Origin of the sequence: Actinoplanes oryzae (assembly GCF_030757795.1) — a bacterium.
GTDB lineage: Bacteria > Actinomycetota > Actinomycetes > Mycobacteriales > Micromonosporaceae > Actinoplanes.
In genome coordinates, this window is the sequence record NZ_JAUQWH010000002.1 from 1 (window position 1) to 15,883 (window position 15,883).

General features: G+C 74.0%; 17 protein-coding genes. 11 read left to right on the forward strand and 6 right to left on the reverse strand.

Annotated features, from left to right (window positions below; genetic code table 11):
- Positions 1-444 precede the first annotated feature (444 nt).
- Entirely contained in the window at positions 445-1,047 is a 603-nt protein-coding gene (locus RBH18_RS00925; RefSeq protein WP_306203867.1) for a DUF4291 domain-containing protein, read from the forward strand.
- Here RBH18_RS00925 and RBH18_RS00930 read toward each other — a convergent pair.
- Entirely contained in the window at positions 1,044-1,946 is a 903-nt protein-coding gene (locus RBH18_RS00930; protein WP_306203868.1) for an HhH-GPD family protein, read from the reverse strand. The genes RBH18_RS00925 and RBH18_RS00930 overlap by 4 nt on opposite strands.
- Positions 1,947-1,986: 40 nt before the next feature.
- On the opposite strand from RBH18_RS00930, the gene RBH18_RS00935 reads away from it, so the two are divergent.
- From RBH18_RS00935 to RBH18_RS00945, 3 genes are all read left to right on the forward strand, one after another.
- Complete coding sequence (locus RBH18_RS00935) at positions 1,987-2,487, forward strand: glycine cleavage system protein R (protein WP_306203869.1); 501 nt, start codon at positions 1,987-1,989, stop codon at positions 2,485-2,487.
- Entirely contained in the window at positions 2,484-2,996 is a 513-nt protein-coding gene (locus RBH18_RS00940) for a peptide deformylase (protein WP_306203870.1), read from the forward strand. Before RBH18_RS00935 ends, RBH18_RS00940 begins: the two co-directional genes overlap by 4 nt.
- A 90-nt stretch (positions 2,997-3,086) precedes the next feature.
- A complete protein-coding gene (locus tag RBH18_RS00945) occupies positions 3,087-3,872 on the forward strand; it encodes an adhesin (RefSeq protein WP_306203871.1) in 786 nt (261 codons plus the stop codon).
- Between the two features lie 431 nt (positions 3,873-4,303).
- Here the strand turns inward: RBH18_RS00945 and disA are convergent, their stop codons facing one another.
- The 4 genes from disA to RBH18_RS00965 all read right to left on the reverse strand — a co-directional run bounded on the left by disA (position 4,304) and on the right by RBH18_RS00965 (position 9,107).
- Positions 4,304-5,494: a DNA integrity scanning diadenylate cyclase DisA gene (gene disA, locus RBH18_RS00950; protein WP_372338820.1), complete on the reverse strand. Its 1,191-nt coding sequence runs from the start codon at positions 5,492-5,494 to the stop codon at positions 4,304-4,306.
- A 337-nt stretch (positions 5,495-5,831) separates the two neighbouring features.
- The gene (gene radA, locus RBH18_RS00955) at positions 5,832-7,241 is read right to left on the reverse strand and encodes a DNA repair protein RadA (protein WP_306203872.1); all 1,410 of its coding nucleotides are present in this window, start codon (positions 7,239-7,241) and stop codon (positions 5,832-5,834) included.
- Positions 7,242-7,361: 120 nt separating this feature from the next.
- Entirely contained in the window at positions 7,362-8,144 is a 783-nt protein-coding gene (locus RBH18_RS00960) for a hypothetical protein (protein ID WP_306203873.1), read from the reverse strand.
- 84 nt (positions 8,145-8,228) lie between these two features.
- Positions 8,229-9,107 (reverse strand): UbiA family prenyltransferase, encoded by an 879-nt coding sequence (locus RBH18_RS00965; protein ID WP_372338821.1) that lies wholly within the window; start codon positions 9,105-9,107, stop codon positions 8,229-8,231.
- Here RBH18_RS00965 and RBH18_RS00970 point away from each other — a divergent pair.
- Genes RBH18_RS00970 through RBH18_RS00985 form a run of 4 tightly spaced genes read left to right on the forward strand, consistent with a single transcriptional unit; the run spans position 9,058 to position 12,576 of the window.
- Positions 9,058-9,831: a methyltransferase domain-containing protein gene (locus RBH18_RS00970; protein ID WP_306203875.1), complete on the forward strand. Its 774-nt coding sequence runs from the start codon at positions 9,058-9,060 to the stop codon at positions 9,829-9,831. The two genes, RBH18_RS00965 and RBH18_RS00970, sit on opposite strands and share 50 nt — an antisense overlap.
- The gene (locus tag RBH18_RS00975; protein WP_306203876.1) at positions 9,828-10,985 is read left to right on the forward strand and encodes an acyl-CoA dehydrogenase family protein; all 1,158 of its coding nucleotides are present in this window, start codon (positions 9,828-9,830) and stop codon (positions 10,983-10,985) included. The genes RBH18_RS00970 and RBH18_RS00975 overlap by 4 nt, the downstream gene beginning before the upstream one ends.
- 23 nt (positions 10,986-11,008) lie before the next feature.
- On the forward strand, positions 11,009-12,076 hold the full coding sequence (locus RBH18_RS00980) for a type III polyketide synthase (protein ID WP_306203877.1): 1,068 nt from the start codon (positions 11,009-11,011) through the stop codon (positions 12,074-12,076).
- 5 nt (positions 12,077-12,081) lie between these two features.
- Positions 12,082-12,576, forward strand: coding sequence for a DUF6023 family protein (locus RBH18_RS00985; RefSeq protein WP_306203878.1), 495 nt, complete (start codon positions 12,082-12,084; stop codon positions 12,574-12,576).
- A 157-nt stretch (positions 12,577-12,733) separates the two neighbouring features.
- Here the strand turns inward: RBH18_RS00985 and RBH18_RS00990 are convergent, their stop codons facing one another.
- Positions 12,734-13,495, reverse strand: a complete 762-nt coding sequence (locus RBH18_RS00990; protein WP_306203879.1) for a hypothetical protein — start codon at positions 13,493-13,495, stop codon at positions 12,734-12,736.
- Between the two features lie 335 nt (positions 13,496-13,830).
- Here RBH18_RS00990 and RBH18_RS00995 point away from each other — a divergent pair, with 335 nt between their 5' ends.
- The 3 genes from RBH18_RS00995 to ispF all read left to right on the forward strand — a co-directional run bounded on the left by RBH18_RS00995 (position 13,831) and on the right by ispF (position 15,777).
- The gene (locus RBH18_RS00995; protein WP_041832964.1) at positions 13,831-14,316 is read left to right on the forward strand and encodes a CarD family transcriptional regulator; all 486 of its coding nucleotides are present in this window, start codon (positions 13,831-13,833) and stop codon (positions 14,314-14,316) included.
- Between the two features lie 127 nt (positions 14,317-14,443).
- Complete coding sequence (ispD, locus tag RBH18_RS01000; protein ID WP_306204030.1) at positions 14,444-15,157, forward strand: 2-C-methyl-D-erythritol 4-phosphate cytidylyltransferase; 714 nt, start codon at positions 14,444-14,446, stop codon at positions 15,155-15,157.
- Positions 15,158-15,306: 149 nt separating this feature from the next.
- Positions 15,307-15,777 (forward strand): 2-C-methyl-D-erythritol 2,4-cyclodiphosphate synthase, encoded by a 471-nt coding sequence (gene ispF / locus RBH18_RS01005; RefSeq protein WP_306203882.1) that lies wholly within the window; start codon positions 15,307-15,309, stop codon positions 15,775-15,777.
- Positions 15,778-15,883 lie beyond the last annotated feature (106 nt).

Sequence of the window (15,883 nt, forward strand, 5' to 3'; positions counted from 1 at the left end):
TCCAAGCTCGTGTTCAAGGGCGCCGACCGGGGCTCCGTGGTCCCGGACGCCGTGCCCGCCGACCTCGGGGCGGCCGCCACCGAGGAGTGATCCTCCGGCTGACGGGCGCCGCCTGGCCCCGGCAGATGTGACCACGGAACGGCCCGGTGCCTCGCGCACCGGGCCGTTTCCGTGTGTGCGAGGTGGGCGGTTCGGGGATCGACGCCGGGGCGCGCTTTCGTCCGTTGCCGTCCAGCGCCCATCGCGCCATAACCCCGCTCTTGCCGCCGTTACCGCCGCGCAGCCACCCTGTGCCGCGCCTCCGCACCGCCACCGCGATCGACAGCCGGCCGCCGCGCTGCCGTCGGCCGCCACGCTGCCGGCTGCGTTGGTGGGGCGCGGCCCGAACGGCTCGACTTCGCCGGTTCTGCCGCGCGGCGCACGGCGAGGCGTGATCATCGCTCTGTGGAGCAGGTTCCCGTCCGGCAGGTGCGCGCCGTTTACACGCCCGAGACGATCACGGTCTATCAGGCGTACCCGGTGCCGATCGCGCTTGCCGCGGCGCGGGCGGGACGGTTTGTGCCGCCGTTCAAGCGGGACAGGATCAGCTGGCTGCGGCCGTCGTTCCGGTGGATGATGTACCGCTGCCGGTGGGCCTCCGCCGACGGGCAGGACCGGGTGCTGGCCGTGGAGATGAGCCGGGAGGGCTTCGAGTGGGCCCTCGGCCACTCCTGCCTCGCCCAGTACGACCACACCTTCCACGCCGACCGCGAGCAGTGGACGAACGCCCTCAAGGAGAGCCCGGTCCGGATCCAGTGGGAACCGGAGCGTTCGCTCGCGCTGACCCCGCTGCCGTACAGGGCGCTGCAGGTCGGCCTCGGCGTCGACGTGATCGACAGGTACGTGCAGGAGTGGACGGTCGGCATCACCGACGTCACGCACCTGGCCCGGCGCATCGGCGAGCAGGTCCGCCGCGGTGACGAGCACCGGGCGCAGGCGATGCTGCCGGACGAGATGCCGTACCCGCTGCCTCCCGCCCTGGCCAAGTCCCTGCACGTCACCGTCTAGAGCTGCTGCACGTCCCCCCGGGGCGCGTCGCCGGCCAGCACGAAGCGGTCGGCGTCGAGACCCAGCGCCTCGACCAGGCCGTCCTCGACGAGGCCCGCGAGCGCCCGGGCGCGCTGCACCTCGTCGTCCCAGACCACGTCCAGCCGCTGGCGGGGGACGGGACCGGTCGACATGCGCAGCACCTCGAGGAGCAGGCCGCGCACCTGGCGGTCCGTGCCCGCGTACCGCTGCGGTTTGCGGCTCGGCCCGGCGGGGACCACGGCGCCGGACTGGCGGAACAGGCAGACCTGCTCGAACGGGCACTCCGGGCAACGCGGCGCGCGGGCCGTGCAGACGATCGCCCCGAGCTCCATGAACGCGATGCTCGCCTTGGCGGCGCGCGCCGGCGCCTCGGGCAGCAGTGCCTCGGTGGCGGTGAGGTCGGCGGCCGTGGTGTTCGGGCCGGCGTCCGGCTTGCCCTCGACCGCGCGGCACACGACGCGGCGGACGTTGGTGTCCACGACGGGGTGACGCTGCCCGTACGCGAAGGTGGCCACCGCCCGCGCCGTGTAGGTGCCCACGCCCGGCAGCGCCAGCAGCTGCTCGAGGTCGTCGGGGACCTGGCCGCCGTGCCGCTCCACGATGGCGACCGCGCACGCGTGCAGGCGCATGGCCCGGCGCGGGTAGCCCAGGCGCCCCCACATGCGGATCGCCTCGGACGGGGGATCCTGGGCCAGGTCGGCGGGGGTGGGCCAGCGGGTCATCCACGAACGCCAGGCGGGTTCCACGCGGACGACCGGCGTCTGCTGGAGCATCACCTCGCTCACCAGGACCGCCCAGGCGCTGGTCCCGGGCACCCGCCAGGGGAGATCGCGGGCGTTCTCCTCGTACCACCGGATGGCCGCGTCGGCGAGAGTCATGTCGGCGAGAGTCATAGGGCGCCAAGCCTAAGATATGCCGATGACCGAGCTCGCCGTCACCGTCATCGGCCCGGATCGGACCGGCATCGTCGCGGAGGTCTCGGCGGCCCTGGCGGGGGTGGGCGCCAACCTGTCCGACTCCACGATGACGCGGCTGCGCGGGCACTTCACGATGACGCTGATCTGCACGGGGGCGGATGCCGCCGCGGCGTCGGCGGCGCTCTCCCCGCTCGCAGGAGTGCTGGCCACGGTGCGGGCGGTCGAGCCGTCGCCGGCGGCTTCGGGCGGGGAGCCGTACCTCCTGAGTGTGCACGGCGCCGACCGCCTGGGCATCGTCGCGGCGGTCACCCGGGAGGTCGCCACCGCCGGCGGGAACATCACCGACCTGACGACCCGGCTCACCGGGCCGCTCTACGTGCTGGTCGCGGAGGTCGACCTGCCGCCGGGCGCCGCCGAGGACCTGTCCGTACGCCTGGAGCACGCCGCCGGCGACCTCGGCGTCGAGGTGACCCTGCGCCGGGCCGAGCCGGACGTCCTGTGACCACCGGCTTCGTGCTGCCGGTGGTGACGGCGCCCGCCGGTGTCCTCAGCCGTCCCGGCGCCCCGGTGGACCCCGCCGACCCGGCGATCGTGCAGCTCGCCGCCGACCTCGTCGCCACGATGCGGGTGTCACCCGGCTGTGTCGGGCTGGCCGCGCCGCAGGTCGGCGTGAGCGCGCAGGTGTTCTGCGTGGACGTCACCGGTCATCCCAAGACGGCGACGTCGCACGGCACCCTCGTGCTGTGCAACGCCCGGCTGGTCGAGGCGAGCCGGTGGCGGCCCGGGCGGGAGGGCTGCATGTCCGTTCCTGATCTCACCGGCGACGTCAAGCGCGCGGGCCGCGTCGTGGTCGAGGCGGAGCTTCCGGGTACGGGGGAAGTGGTGCGGATGACCACCGACGCCTTCGAGGCGCGGGCGCTCCAACACGAGATCGACCACTGCGCCGGGAAACTTTTTCTGGACCGGGTCGCCGGGGCGCACGCCGTCCACCAGCGCAAAACTTACCTTTGAAGATCAGTTCGCGAGCCCCTGGCCCGTAACCGGCGCGTCGTTGCGTCGTTGGTGGCGCCACGGGGATACGGTGCTCCCATCATGCGTACGATGGTTGGTCCCCTTCCCTCCGCCGTGTACTGGCGGCGCCGCGCGGTCGTGCTGGGCGCAGTCCTGCTCGGCGTCATCGTGCTGTTCGTCTCCTGTGGCGGCAACGGCGACGATGACAAGCGGGGCTCCGGCGCGTCGTCGCAGGCCCCGGTCGCCCCCTCGACGAGCGCGTCACCCGAGGACGAGCCGTCCTTCGGCGACCCGCCGCCCGGCGCGGGCAACCCGTCGCTCCCGGCGCCCGAGGACCTCCAGTCCGGCGGCGCCACGGCCGGCGGTGCCGACCCGTCCGGGGGCCCGGGCACGGTTCCGGGCGCCAGCACGGGCACCAACGGCGGCACGGGCACGGGCACCGGCACGGGTTCGGACACGAACGTCAACGTTCCGGTCGGCAGCATCTGCACCAACGCCGAGATGTCGGTGACCCCGGTCCCGGCCACGACCTCGCTGCGCAGCGGCTCCCCGGTCGACATCCAGATCAAGATAAAGAACGTCTCGACCCGGCAGTGCAGCCGCGACATCGGCGCCGACCTGCAGGAGCTCTACATCGAGTCGGGCGCCGAGAAGATCTGGTCCTCGGACACGTGCGGCACGAACAGCGGCACCGACCTGTTCACCTTCGTGGCCGGCGGCGAGAAGCAGTTCCAGGTGCGCTGGAACGGCAACGAGGCCACCAAGTGCGACAGCGGCCAGGCTGCGGGCCCGGCCCCGGGCGCGGGGCAGTACCAGGTGCGCGCCCGCCTCGGCGACAAGGTGAGTGACCCGGTCGCCCTGACGATCACCGGCTGACCTCCGCCGCTCCACCAGCATCGGCCGGCCGCCCTCTCCACGTGGGCGCCGGCCGTTTCGCTGCGCCACGCAAGGCCGGCGCCCCGGTCGGCCCGTCGCCGCGGGGTCGTCGGTGGAGGCTCCACGCGGGCAGCGGGGAGTGTCCAGCGCGGGGAGTGTCCAGCGCGGGGACGGTCAGCGCGTGGAGTGGCCGGCGCGGGAACGGTCAGCGCGGGGGCGGCCGGCGCCCGGCGATGGGCTCGGGGAAGGAACCGCAGGCGCGTGCCGGCGATGGGCTCGCGGAAAGGACCGCGGAGAGGCGGCAGGACCGCGGCGAGGCGGCAGGTCCCGCGGCGAGGCGGCAGGTCCCGCGGCGAGGCAGCAGGACCGCGGCGAGGCGGCAGGACCGCGGGCGAGGCGACAGGCTCGCGGGCGGGTGGTCGGGCGGCGGGTCAGACGTAGCGTTCGAGGATCGAGGCCTCGGCGAGGCGGGACAGGCCCTCGCGTACCCCGCGGGCCCGGGCGTCGCCCACGCCGTCGACGGCCTGCAGGTCCTCGACCGTCGCGCCGAGCAGCCGCTGGAGGCTGCCGAAGTGGCCGACCAGGCGCTCGACGATCGGGGCGGGCAGGCGCGGCACCTTGGCGAGCAGCCGGTAGCCCCGCGGGCTGACGGCGGCGTCGAGCGCGTCCGAGGCGCCCGCGTAGCCGATGGCCTTGGCGACCGCGACGAGGTCGATCATCTCGGTGGCGCTGAGCAGGTCGAGCTCGACCAGGCCCTCGTCGAGGGTGCGGGCCTTGCGGCCGGTCGGCAGGTAGTCGCGGATGACCAGCGTGCGGTCGGAGTCGACGCCGGCCATGAGCTCGTCGAGCTGGAGGGCGAGGAGGCGGCCGTCGGTGCCCAGCTCGACCACGTAGCCCGAGATCTCGTCGGCGATGCGGCGGACCATCTCGAGGCGCTGGACCACGGCGACGGCGTCGCGGACGGTGACCAGGTCCTCGATCTCCAGCGCCGACAGGGTGCCGGAGACCTCGTCGAGGCGCAGCTTGTAGCGCTCGAGGGTGGCGAGGGCCTGGTTGGCGCGGGACAGGATGGCCGCGGAGTCGTCGAGGACGTGGCGCTGACCGTTGACGTAGAGCCCGATGATGCGCATCGACTGGCTGACCGAGATCACCGGGAAGCCGGACTGCTTGGCGACGCGCTCCGCGGTGCGGTGCCGGGTGCCGGACTCCTCGGAGGGGATGCTCGGGTCGGGCATCAGGTGCACGGCGGCCCGGACGATGCGGGTGCCGTCGCTGGAGAGCACCACGGCGCCGTCCATCTTGCACAGCTCGCGGAGGCGGGTCGCGGAGAACTCGACGTCGAGCGGGAAGCCGCCCGTGCAGATCTGCTCCACGACGTCGTCATGGCCGAGAACGATCAGCGCGCCGGTGCGCCCGCGCAGGATCCGCTCGAGCCCGTCGCGCAGGGCCGTGCCGGGGGCCATCAGGGCGAGGTTGGCGCGCAGCGGGTCGCCGCTGACTCCTCCGCCGGACAGGCCGGGGCCGGGCGTCGGCGGCGTCACCGGACGCGCTGCCGATCCGTTGATGCCGGGGGCAACGCCGTCGGCATGATGATTGATCGAGGCATCACGGTCGAGCGGCACCTGGACATTCTACGGACTGTCATCCAGCTCCCCGAGCCGCGGTGCGCCGACCGCTCCACAGCGTGATGATCAATCACCCACGGTGATCGACAAGCGCCCCCCGCCGATCCCCTGGGAAGCGGTCCCCCAGCAGCCCGACCGGCGCCCAGGCCCGCTCGAAGCGGCCCGACGGCCGAGCGTGCGGCGCCCGCTCGAAAGGGTCCGATGCCCGAGCGTGCGGCGCCCGCTCGAAAGGGTCCGATGCCCGAGCGTGCGCCGCCCGGGCCCGCTCGAAAGGGTCCGACGGCGGAGCGTGCGGCGCTCGCCCGCCCAGCCGGTGACGGCACCACCCGGCGGCTCATTCCGCCGACACCCGGGCGGCCCACTGCACGGCCGACTGCAGGTCGCCCACCTCGACGACGCGCATGCCCTTGGGCGGCGAGTCGCCCTCGGCCGGCCCGCAGCCCGGCGGCACCAGCGCGACCTTGAAGCCCAGCCGCGCCGCCTCGGCGAGCCGCCGCCCGACCGCCCCGACCCGGCGCACCTCGCCGGTGAGCCCGACCTCGCCGATGGCGACCAGGTGCGGCGCCATCGCCAGGTTGAGCGCGCCCGAGGCCACCGCCAGTGCCATGGCCAGGTCGGCGGACGGCTCGGTGATCTTGATGCCGCCCACGGTGGCGGCGAAGACCTCGCGGTCGTGCAGCTTGATCTTCTCCATGCGGCGCTGGAGGACGGCCAGGACCATGGCGAGGCGGGCGCTGTCGAGGCCGGAGACGGTGCGTCGCGGGGAGCCCTGCACCTGGGCCCCGATCAGCGCCTGCACCTCGGTCACCATGGCCCGGCGGCCCTCCATCGCCACGGTGACGCAGGTGCCGGGGACGGGCTCGTTGTAACGGGTCAGGAACAGCCCGGACGGGTCGGCCAGGCTGACGATGCCGCTCTCGTGCATCTCGAAGCAGCCCACCTCGTCGGCGGCGCCGAAGCGGTTCTTCACGCCGCGGACCAGCCGCAGCGACGAGTGCTTGTCGCCCTCGAAGTGCAGGACCACGTCGACCAGGTGCTCGAGGACGCGGGGGCCCGCGACGTTGCCGTCCTTGGTGACGTGGCCCACGAGGACGGTGGCCACGCCGCGCTCCTTGGCGATGCCCACCAGCGCCGCGGTGACCGCCCGGACCTGGGTGACGCCGCCCGGCACGCCCTCGGTGCCGGGAGCGGAGATGGTCTGCACCGAGTCGACGATCAGCAGGCCCGGCTTGACGGCGTCGAGGTGGCCGATCACCGTGCCGAGGTCGCTCTCGGACGCCAGATAGAGCTGGTCGTGGAGGGCGCCGAGGCGCTCGGCCCGCAGCCGCACCTGGCTCACCGACTCCTCGCCGCTGACCACGAGCGACGGGGTGCCCGCGCCGACCGCCCACTGCTGGGCGACGTCGAGGAGCAGGGTGGACTTGCCCACGCCGGGCTCGCCGGCCAGCAGGACCACCGCGCCGGGCACCAGGCCGCCGCCGAGGACCCGGTCGAGCTCGCTGACGCCGGTCGGGACGGCCCGGGCCGGGGCCGCGCTGATCGTCTTGATGGGACGGGCGGGCTGACTGGGCAGTCGCGAGGCCACCACCCGGCCGGCCACCACCGGACTGGTCGTCGTGGACTCGATGATCGAGCCCCACTCGTTGCACTCCGGGCAGCGCCCCAGCCACTTGGGCGGCTGGTGACCGCACGCGTCGCACTGATAGGCGGGGCGCGGCTCGCTCCGGGTCCGGGAAGTCGTCACCCCGCAACGCTATCCGGAGGGTACGACAAACCGCCGCCGGACGGCCGGAGATCACAGAAGAGCGGGGACGAACGAAACAGGACCCCGGGAAGCCCGGGGTCCTGTGCGAAGCGGGGAGGCTTACTCCTCGGAGAGCTCGTCCGTCTCACCGGGCTCGCGCGACGCCGGGGCGAGCGGGGTGCTGACCGGGGCCTTCACCACGAGCGGCTCGGCGCCGTTGCTGAACTCGAAGACCAGGTTGAGCGCGTTGCCCGGGACCAGGTTGCCGGTGAGGTCGAGCGCGGTCAGCTCGGTGGGGTCGCCCGGCAGGAAGGTCGCGGAGCCCAGCGGGGCGAGCTCGATGCGGGCCGGGGAGACGGCGCGCCGGCTGCCGGAGGCCGAGGTGGACGGCGACGCGGAGACGCCGCGCTCCGGCTGGGTGCTCTGCATGCTCGCGTCCGGCGTGGGGACCTCGTCGTCATCGTCCTGGTCGTCATAGCCGCCGGAGTTGCGGCTGCCGGACGGCTCGGGCGCGGGGGAGACGGTCACCTCGGCGCCACCGGAGGCCGGGGTGCCGCCGACGATGCCGATCTGGCGGGCCGCGACCACGCCGTCCGCCTCGGCGCTGCCCTCGACCGGCTGGCTGCTGATCACCACGGTGATCGCGGAGCGCGTCTGGTTGTAGATGCCGAACTCCAGCGGCGCGTCGGCGCCGGCCTCGTAGCCCTCCGACCCCGGGTACTGCACCGAGAGGTTGCGGATGAACACCGTGCGGTTGGAGTTGTCGACGTTCACGCCCGGGGCCGACGGCCGCTTGACGGCGGTCTCAGCGACCTGACCGGAACCGCATGCGGCCAGCGCGAGCGCGGTCGCCGCGGCTACACCCGTGGTCAGTACGACGCGGCGGGTTGCCAGCGAGCGCATCACAGTCCTCCAGACGACAAGACGAGAAACCTCCGCCGATCAGACTAGTGGGCGGAGATCCGGCGTGTACGGCGACCCGTCCATTCACGTCACCGGCCCGCTGAGAACCAGCAGCACCACGTCGATCAGCGCCACCACGATGACCGCCCGGAACATGGCCACCGGGCGCTTGCCCGCCGAGCGGGCGGCGGCGTACCACCCGAGGGGGAGGACCACGACGGCGGCCGCGGCCGCGGACAGGCCGGGCCAGGAAGGCGGCCCCGGCGGGCCGAGGACCAGCGTGAGGGTTGCGGCCAGCAACAACGCGCCCGCGGCGAGCCGGGAGCCGGTGGCGCCGAGCCGGTGCGGCAGCCCGACCACGCCCGTCGCCGCGTCGTCGTCGAGGTCGGGCAGCACGTTGGCGAAGTGGGCGCCCCCGCCGAGCAGCGCGCCCGCCGCGACCAGCCAGGCGGGCGGCCAGGGGTGGCCGGGCAGGGCGAGCACCACGAAGGCCGGCATCAGCCCGAAGGCCACCAGATAGGGCACCACCGACAGCGGCGTCGACTTCAGCGGCCAGTCGTAGAGCAGCGCGAAGATCGTGATGAGCGTGACACAGATCGTCGCGGCCGGCCCGAAGGGGAGACCCAGGAGCGGCGCCGCCAGCGAGGCGATCAGTCCCGCGATGCCCACGGTACGCCGGGAGACCGCGCCCGCCGCGACGGGTTTGTCGGTCCGTCCCGTGACCCGGTCCCGGTCGGCGTCGAGCCAGTCGTTGACCCACCCCACGGAGAGTTGCGTGGCGCCGATCGCGGCGGCCACCCCGAGCACCCCCCACTCGCTGTGCCCGGCCCCGACGGCGAGCAGCGCCATGGCGAGGGTCACGGCGCCGCCGGGCTCGGGGTGCGACGCCTTGAGCAGTGCGAGGGGATCGGGCATGCCAGCAGTGTGGCGGGTGGACCGGGTCCATGCCACGCTCGATCCCATGCGACCGCTGGAGCGGAACGACCCTCGGCAGTACGACGACCTGGCCGCCGAGTGGTGGCGCCCCGGCGGCGGTTTCGAGCTGCTGCACTGGCTGGCGGCCGCCCGGGGCGCGCTGGTGCCGCGGGCGTCCCGGCCGGGTGCCGTACTCGTGGATGCGGGCTGTGGCGGCGGCCTGCTGGCGCCGCACGTCGCGCCGCTCGGATATGTCCACATCGGGGTCGATCTCGGCCGGACCGGGCTGGCGACGGCGGCCGGGCACGGCGTGCGTCCCGTCGCGGGCAGCGTGGCAGCGCTTCCGCTGGCCGATGCGTCCGCGGATGTGGTCGTGGCCGGGGAGATCCTCGAGCACGTGACCGACCTGCCGGGCACGGTCGCCGAGCTGTGCCGGGTGCTGCGGCCGGGCGGCCTGTTCGTGCTCGACACCGTCAATGCGACCCGGCTCGGTCGTGTTGTGTCGATCACGCTGGGCGAGAGGTTTGGCGCGGCACCCGTGGGCATCCATGATCCGGAGTTGTTCGTCGATCCCCGGGACCTCACGACGTTGTGCGCCAAGCATGGCGTACGCCTGGAGGTCCGCGGGATCAGGCCGAGCGTGACCGGGCTCGTCCGGTGGCTGGTGCTGCCGGGTGCCAAGCGCACGCCGCTGGGCCGGATGGTGCCGACCCGCTCCACGCAGGTGCTCTATCAAGGCAGAGGGCGCAAGGGAGAGGACGGCACCGGATGAGCGTGGCAGAGGCCCGGCGGCTGGCGCCCCGGTTCGCGGCTCGCGCGGCGGAGTACGACCGCAGCGGCGCCTTTCCTGTCGACGACTTCGCCGATCTGCGCCGCTCCGGGCTCTTCGGGCTCATGGCACCCGCCCGGCTCGGCGGTGCGGGCGCCGGCTTCGCGGACTACGCGGCGGTCGCCTACGAGCTGGCCCGCGGCAACGGCGCCACCGCGCTCGTCTTCAACATGCACGCCTCCGTCACGGGAGCCCTCGCCGGTGTCACGGACGAGCTGGGCGACGCCCTCGGACTGCCACCCAGCGCGCTCGAGGCCCGGGACAGGCTGCTGCGCGCCGCGGCCGACGGCAGCTGGTACGCCGTCGCGATGAGCGAGCGCGGCACCGGCTCCCGACTGTCCAAGATGGCCACCACGTACGAGAAGGTCGACGGCGGCTGGCACATCAAGGGCGCGAAGACGTTCTGCTCGGGGGCGGGACACGCGGACGCGTACCTCGTGGCGGCGCGCAGCGCGGCGGATCCCTCGCAGGTCTCCCAGTTCGTGGTGCCCGCGGGGGAGGGACTGAGCGTCGAGCCGACCTGGGACGCGCTGGGCATGCGCGCGACCGGGTCGCACGACCTGCACGTGGACGTGGTGGTGCCGGAGGAGGCGCTGCTCGGCGGCGTCGAGGGGCTGGCGCTGGTGGTCGCGCAGCTGGCTCCGCACTGGATGGTCGCGAGTTACGCCGCGGTCTACGTGGGCGTCGCCCGGGCCGCCGTGGACGCGGCCGTCGAGCACGTGCAGGCCCGCGAGCTCGGCCACCTGCCGGCCGTACGCGCCCGGATCGGCCGGGCGGACGCCGCCGTGGCCGCCGCCCACCTGGCCGTCATGGAGGCCGCGCGCCGCGTCGACCAGGAGCCCGGGGACGCCGAGACCAACCGCTGGGTGTGGCGGGCGAAGCTGCTGGCCGGGACGACCGCCGCCGAGGTCGCCGCCTCGATGCTGGAGGCCGCAGGCACCAGTGCGATGCGCCGCGGCCACCCCCTCGAACGTCTTTACCGCGACGCCCGCGCCGGCTCGTTGCAGCCGGCCACCTCCGACGTGTGTGCCGACTGGCTCGGCGTCGAGGCGCTCGGCGGCGACCCGGACAGCGAAGGCGTCGGGCCGAGGTGGTGAAGGCCGGACAAGAGGAGGCACGCATGCGGGCAGACGGTCGGGCGGTGATAGCCGGGCTCGGTGTCGCGCTGCCGCCCTCGGCGGTTCAGCAGGAGTTGTGGGACGGCTACTTCGCCGGGTACTACGCGGCGGGCGGCCGGCGCGGGCTGGCGAAGCGCATCTTCGCGAACTCGGGCGTCACGACCCGCCAGGCGGCGGTCAGCCCGCTGATCGAGGACATCTCGGACTGGTCGACCGAGCGGCGGATGCGGCGCTACCAGGTCGAGGCCGTGCCGCTCGGCAAGGAGGCGGTCGGCCGCGCGCTCACCGCCGCCGGGATCGCGGCGGACGAGCTGGGGTTGCTCGCCGTCTGCTCCTGCACCGGGTACGCGACCCCGGGGCTCGACATCACGCTCGCCCGCGACATGGGCATGTCCCCGAGCGTCCAGCGCCTCTTCATCGGGCACATGGGCTGCTATGCCGCGCTGCCCGGGCTCGGCACGATCTCGGACTTCGCCGTCGCGCGCGGCCGCCCCGCGCTGCTGCTCTGCGCCGAGCTGACCAGCCTGCACCTCCAGCCCCCGGACGCCCGGGCGGACATCCAGCAGATCGTCTCCCACGCGCTCTTCTCGGACGCCGCGGCCGCCGTCGTGGTCACGCCGGGCGAGCGGCCGGGGTACGCCGTACGCGACGTCGCCGCCCTCACGGACAGCACCACGGCCGGCCACATGACCTGGGACGTCACGGACCTCGGCTTCCGCATGGGGCTCTCGCCGCAGGTGCCCGACGTGTTGTCGGTGCACGTCCGCTCCTTCGCCGGAGACCTGCTCGGCCGCAACGGGCTGACCGTGGGCGACGTGGACGGCTGGGCGGTGCACCCCGGCGGCCCGAAGATCCTCGACGTGGTGCAGGAGCAGCTCGGCCTGACCGACGCCGACCTGGCGCCGTCGCGGCACGTGCTGGACGTCTACGGCAACTGCTCGTCGCCGACCGTCCTGCTGGTCCTGGAGGAGCTGCGCCGGCTTCCGGAGCCGCCGGAGCGGGTGGCGCTGCTGGCCTTCGGCCCCGGCCTCACGCTCTACGGCGTCCTGCTGGAAAGGGTCCTACCCTAGGGCCCATGCCGAACTGGGGGCCGGTGACGCCCCGCACGCGCGATCCGGAGCAGGTGCGCGGAATCACGCTCTACGCCCTGACGGCCGTCCTGGCGGTCGCCGGCGCGGCGTGGTTCCTCGCGTCCGCGCCGCGCACGGGCGAGGACCCGCGAACCGTGGCGGGGCGCCAGGCCCTGGCCCGGCTCGTGCCCGACGTGCCGGGGCAGATCCAGGCCGAGACCGTCGTCGTGGCCACCGGCAGCACGGTCGAGCGCAATGTCCCGGCGCCCGGCGGCTCGTACGTGCTCGTGGTCGCCTGCGCCGGCGCCGGCGAGGACCGGGTGCGCGTCCGGCTCAGCTCGACGACCGTGGACTCGGGCCGGGTCGTGCCGTGCGTCGAGGACCCGCCGCTGGTGGAGCTGAACACGGCGCTGGGCAGCATGTTCTTCATGTCGGTGACGTCCGAGGCCGCCGGGGAGACGGTCTTCCGGTGGCGCCTGGTCCGCGCCGGCACCCTCTGACCGCCGCGGCTCTCCCGGCCATCGCTCGAGTGCCGGGCGTCCGCCGGCCCTTCCTGCGACGCCGTCACCGCGGTGGCCGGTCCCGGGCGGCGTGCCGGCCCCGCGCGACCGGGCCGCGCGGCGTGCCGGCCCCGCGCGGCCGGGCCGTCGTGGCGGGTCAGAGGCGGGCGAGGTCGGGCTGGTAGTCCTCGACCGAGGCGGTGCGGGGGATGCGGCGGACCACGGCGCCGTCGCGGTTGACGAGGAGGACGGCGGCCGTGCCGTCGGGGGCGCCCAGCTCGAGGCTGGAGCGCAGCTCGCCCGTCGGGTCGCGCAGGGCGCGGACCGTCTTGCCCTGGGCCTGCGGCGTGTTGCTGGTGGGCGGGGTCTGGGCGGTCGGCGACGGCAGCTCGGTGGTGACCGTGATGACGGCGATCTCGGGGCGGACGGCGGCGACGGTGTCGGCGACCAGCGTCTCGCAGTCGCAGCGGTCCGTGAGGAGGACCACAGCCGGCAGCTGCCCGCGGAGGGCGGTCGTTCCCCCGTCCGGGGAGATCAGCTCCAGGGCGGGGAGCGTGCCCTGCCCCTCGTCGCTGACGTTGGCGGTGCGCTCGGTGGCCGGATTGCGAGCCGGGCCGGGCCAGGCGGAGGCGAAGAGGCTGGCCACCGTGACGAGCACGGCCATCGAGATGATGAGCATGGGGGCGCGCACGCCCGCGGCGCTCAGCCGGCGCAGGAGGCGCAGCCCGGGGCGGCGCTCCCAGCGGGTGCGCTGGGCCTCCCGGCGCAGCTCGGCGCGGACCTCGTCGACCTCGTCGCCGAGCTCGGACAGGTCGTCGGGGACGACGATGACGCCCCACTCCGCGGGAAGGTCGGGCAGGCCCTCCGGGGAACCGCTGTCACCCGGCAGGCCGTTGCCGTTGTCGCTCCGGTTGCCCATGCTCCACCCTCCCCTCTGCCGCAGAGTCTCACGTGCTGCGGGGACCTTGGTTCACAGCCTCCCTCAAGCAGGCCACCGGCCGCCAGTGGTGGGCCGTTCCGGTCACTAGCGATAAGCTTGACCTCACAAAGCCACCGCGTCCGGAATTTCCGACTCGCTGGGTCGAGTGGTCACGGCCTCATCACTCTCAGTTACTGAGGCAGTTTCCGGCCCGCATGTCAAGCGGTAGAAAGACGCCTCACATGGCCCCTGAGCTGCACTAACAGTCACGGGCAGGGTGGGACATCGCTGCCTGAGCGTGTTACCCTAGACACAGCGAAAGGGGTTTCGAACCTATGGTTTTCAGTGTCGGCGAGACCGTTGTTTACCCCCACCACGGGGCCGCACTCATCGAGGCAATCGAGACTAGAACTATCAAGGGCGTGGAGAAGCAGTACCTCGTCCTTCGGGTCGCCCAGGGCGACCTGACGGTCCGCGTGCCCGCTGAGAACGCCGAGATCGTCGGCGTGCGCGAGGTGGTCGGCGAGGAAGGCCTGGGCAAGGTCTTCGACGTCCTCCGCGCTCCGCACACCGAGGAGCCGACCAACTGGTCGCGGCGTTACAAGGCCAATCTCGAGAAGCTCGCCTCCGGCAACCCGCTCAAGGTCGCCGAGGTCGTTCGTGACCTGTGGCGTCGCGAGCGCGAGCGTGGTCTCTCGGCCGGGGAGAAGCGCATGCTCGCCAAGGCCCGTGACATCCTCGTCGGCGAGGTGGCCCTCGCCGAGAAGAGCACCAAGGACGAGGCCGAGGTTCTCCTCGACAAGGTGCTCACCGAGGCCTGACGTTCCCACCACCTCTCAGCACCGATGAGAATCGTTCACGACAGCGACGATCGACTGCCTCACCCGCGCGGCGCGCGTTGCGAGGCCGGTCGTGAATGACCCTCATCACCTGGTCGAGGACCGCGACGTGACCGCGCAGCTTCATGCTCGCGGTGACGTCGCGGTCCTTGTTCCGGCCGCCGGCTCCGGGGTCCGCCTCGGCCCGGGCGTGCCCAAGGCCCTGCGCCTCCTCGCCGGCGAGCCCCTGCTGGTCCACGCGGTCCGCCGCGTCGCCGCCGCCCCCTCGGTCCGCCTCATCGTGGTGGCCGCGCCGGCCGCCGAGGTGACGGCCGTTCGCGAGCTGCTCGCCCCCGTCGCCCCGGTGATCGTGGTCCCCGGCGGCGCCGAGCGGCAGGACTCCGTCGCCGCCGCCCTCGCCGCCGTCCCGGACGACGTCGACATCGTGCTGGTCCACGACGCCGCCCGCGCGCTGACCCCGCCCGGCCTGGTCGAGTCCGTCGCCGCCGCGGTGCGCTCGGGCCACCCCGCCGTCATCCCCGCCCAGCCCGTGGTCGACACGATCAAGGAAGTCGGCACGCAGGAGCGGGTCCTCGGCACGGTCGACCGCTCGGTGCTCCGCAGCGTGCAGACCCCCCAGGGCTTCCGCCGCGACGTGCTGGCCGCCGTCCACGAGGCGGCGTCGGCCGCGCACACCGACGACGCCGGCATGGTGGAGAAGGCGGGACTGCCGGTCGTCTGCATCCCGGGCTCCGACCTCGCCCTGAAGATCACCCGTCCCCTGGACCTGGTGCTCGCCGAGGCGCTGCTCGCCCACGCCGACCCGCAGCCACCGGCCCGCTGAGCCGGCAGGCCCGGGCCGTGCCCGAGCCGGGCCGTGCCCGGGCCCGCGCGGTGGCGTGACGCCGTCCGAGATCAAGTCGCGTTTCCCGAGGTGGTGGCCCACCAGCCGGGCGGAGCGCGCGCGGATCATGGGCACGCTAGCCTGGCGCCGTGGAGCAGCGGATCGGGATCGGTACTGATGTGCACGCCTTCGACCCCGAGCGGGTGTGCTGGGTCGCGGGGCTGATGTGGCCGGGCGAGGCGGGGCTGGCCGGGCACTCCGACGCCGACGTGGCCGCGCACGCCGCCTGCGACGCCCTCTTCAGCGCCGCCGGGCTCGGGGACCTGGGCAGCAATTTCGGCACCGCCGAGCCCGAGTGGTCCGGGGCGGCCGGCGTGGCGCTGCTGGCCGAGACCGTGCGGCGGGTGCGGGCGGACGGCTGGGCCGTCGGCAATGTCGCCATCCAGGTCATCGGCAACCGGCCCAAGATCGGCAAGCGGCGGGACGAGGCGCAGCGGGTGCTCTCCGAGGCGGTGGGCGCGCCCGTCACGGTGTCCGGGACGACCACGGACGGGCTGGGGCTGACCGGGCGGGGGGAAGGTCTCGCCGCCATCGCGACGGCCTTGATCACCCGGTCGTGAAGCGGACATAAGGGCCGTGATCCACGGTTGGTGACGGCGGCCCCGATCACTGCGCGTGCAGGACAGGGGCGTCCGAAGAGGCGACATCCGGGCAACGTGGCGTTTC

Excerpts from the sequence above, each read along its gene's own strand:
- RBH18_RS00930 (WP_306203868.1), bottom strand. The coding sequence starts at position 1,946 with ATGACTCTCGCCGACGCGGCCATCCGGTGGTACGAGGAGAACGCCCGC.
- RBH18_RS00980 (WP_306203877.1), top strand. The coding sequence starts at position 11,009 with ATGCGGGCAGACGGTCGGGCGGTGATAGCCGGGCTCGGTGTCGCGCTG.
- RBH18_RS00985 (WP_306203878.1), top strand. The coding sequence starts at position 12,082 with ATGCCGAACTGGGGGCCGGTGACGCCCCGCACGCGCGATCCGGAGCAG.
- RBH18_RS00995 (WP_041832964.1), top strand. The coding sequence starts at position 13,831 with ATGGTTTTCAGTGTCGGCGAGACCGTTGTTTACCCCCACCACGGGGCC.
- RBH18_RS00935 (WP_306203869.1), top strand. The coding sequence starts at position 1,987 with ATGACCGAGCTCGCCGTCACCGTCATCGGCCCGGATCGGACCGGCATC.
- RBH18_RS00975 (WP_306203876.1), top strand. The coding sequence starts at position 9,828 with ATGAGCGTGGCAGAGGCCCGGCGGCTGGCGCCCCGGTTCGCGGCTCGC.
- RBH18_RS00960 (WP_306203873.1), bottom strand. The coding sequence starts at position 8,144 with ATGCGCTCGCTGGCAACCCGCCGCGTCGTACTGACCACGGGTGTAGCC.
- RBH18_RS00990 (WP_306203879.1), bottom strand. The coding sequence starts at position 13,495 with ATGGGCAACCGGAGCGACAACGGCAACGGCCTGCCGGGTGACAGCGGT.
- RBH18_RS00970 (WP_306203875.1), top strand. The coding sequence starts at position 9,058 with ATGCCAGCAGTGTGGCGGGTGGACCGGGTCCATGCCACGCTCGATCCC.
- RBH18_RS00965 (WP_372338821.1), bottom strand. The coding sequence starts at position 9,107 with ATGGGATCGAGCGTGGCATGGACCCGGTCCACCCGCCACACTGCTGGC.
- RBH18_RS00945 (WP_306203871.1), top strand. The coding sequence starts at position 3,087 with ATGGTTGGTCCCCTTCCCTCCGCCGTGTACTGGCGGCGCCGCGCGGTC.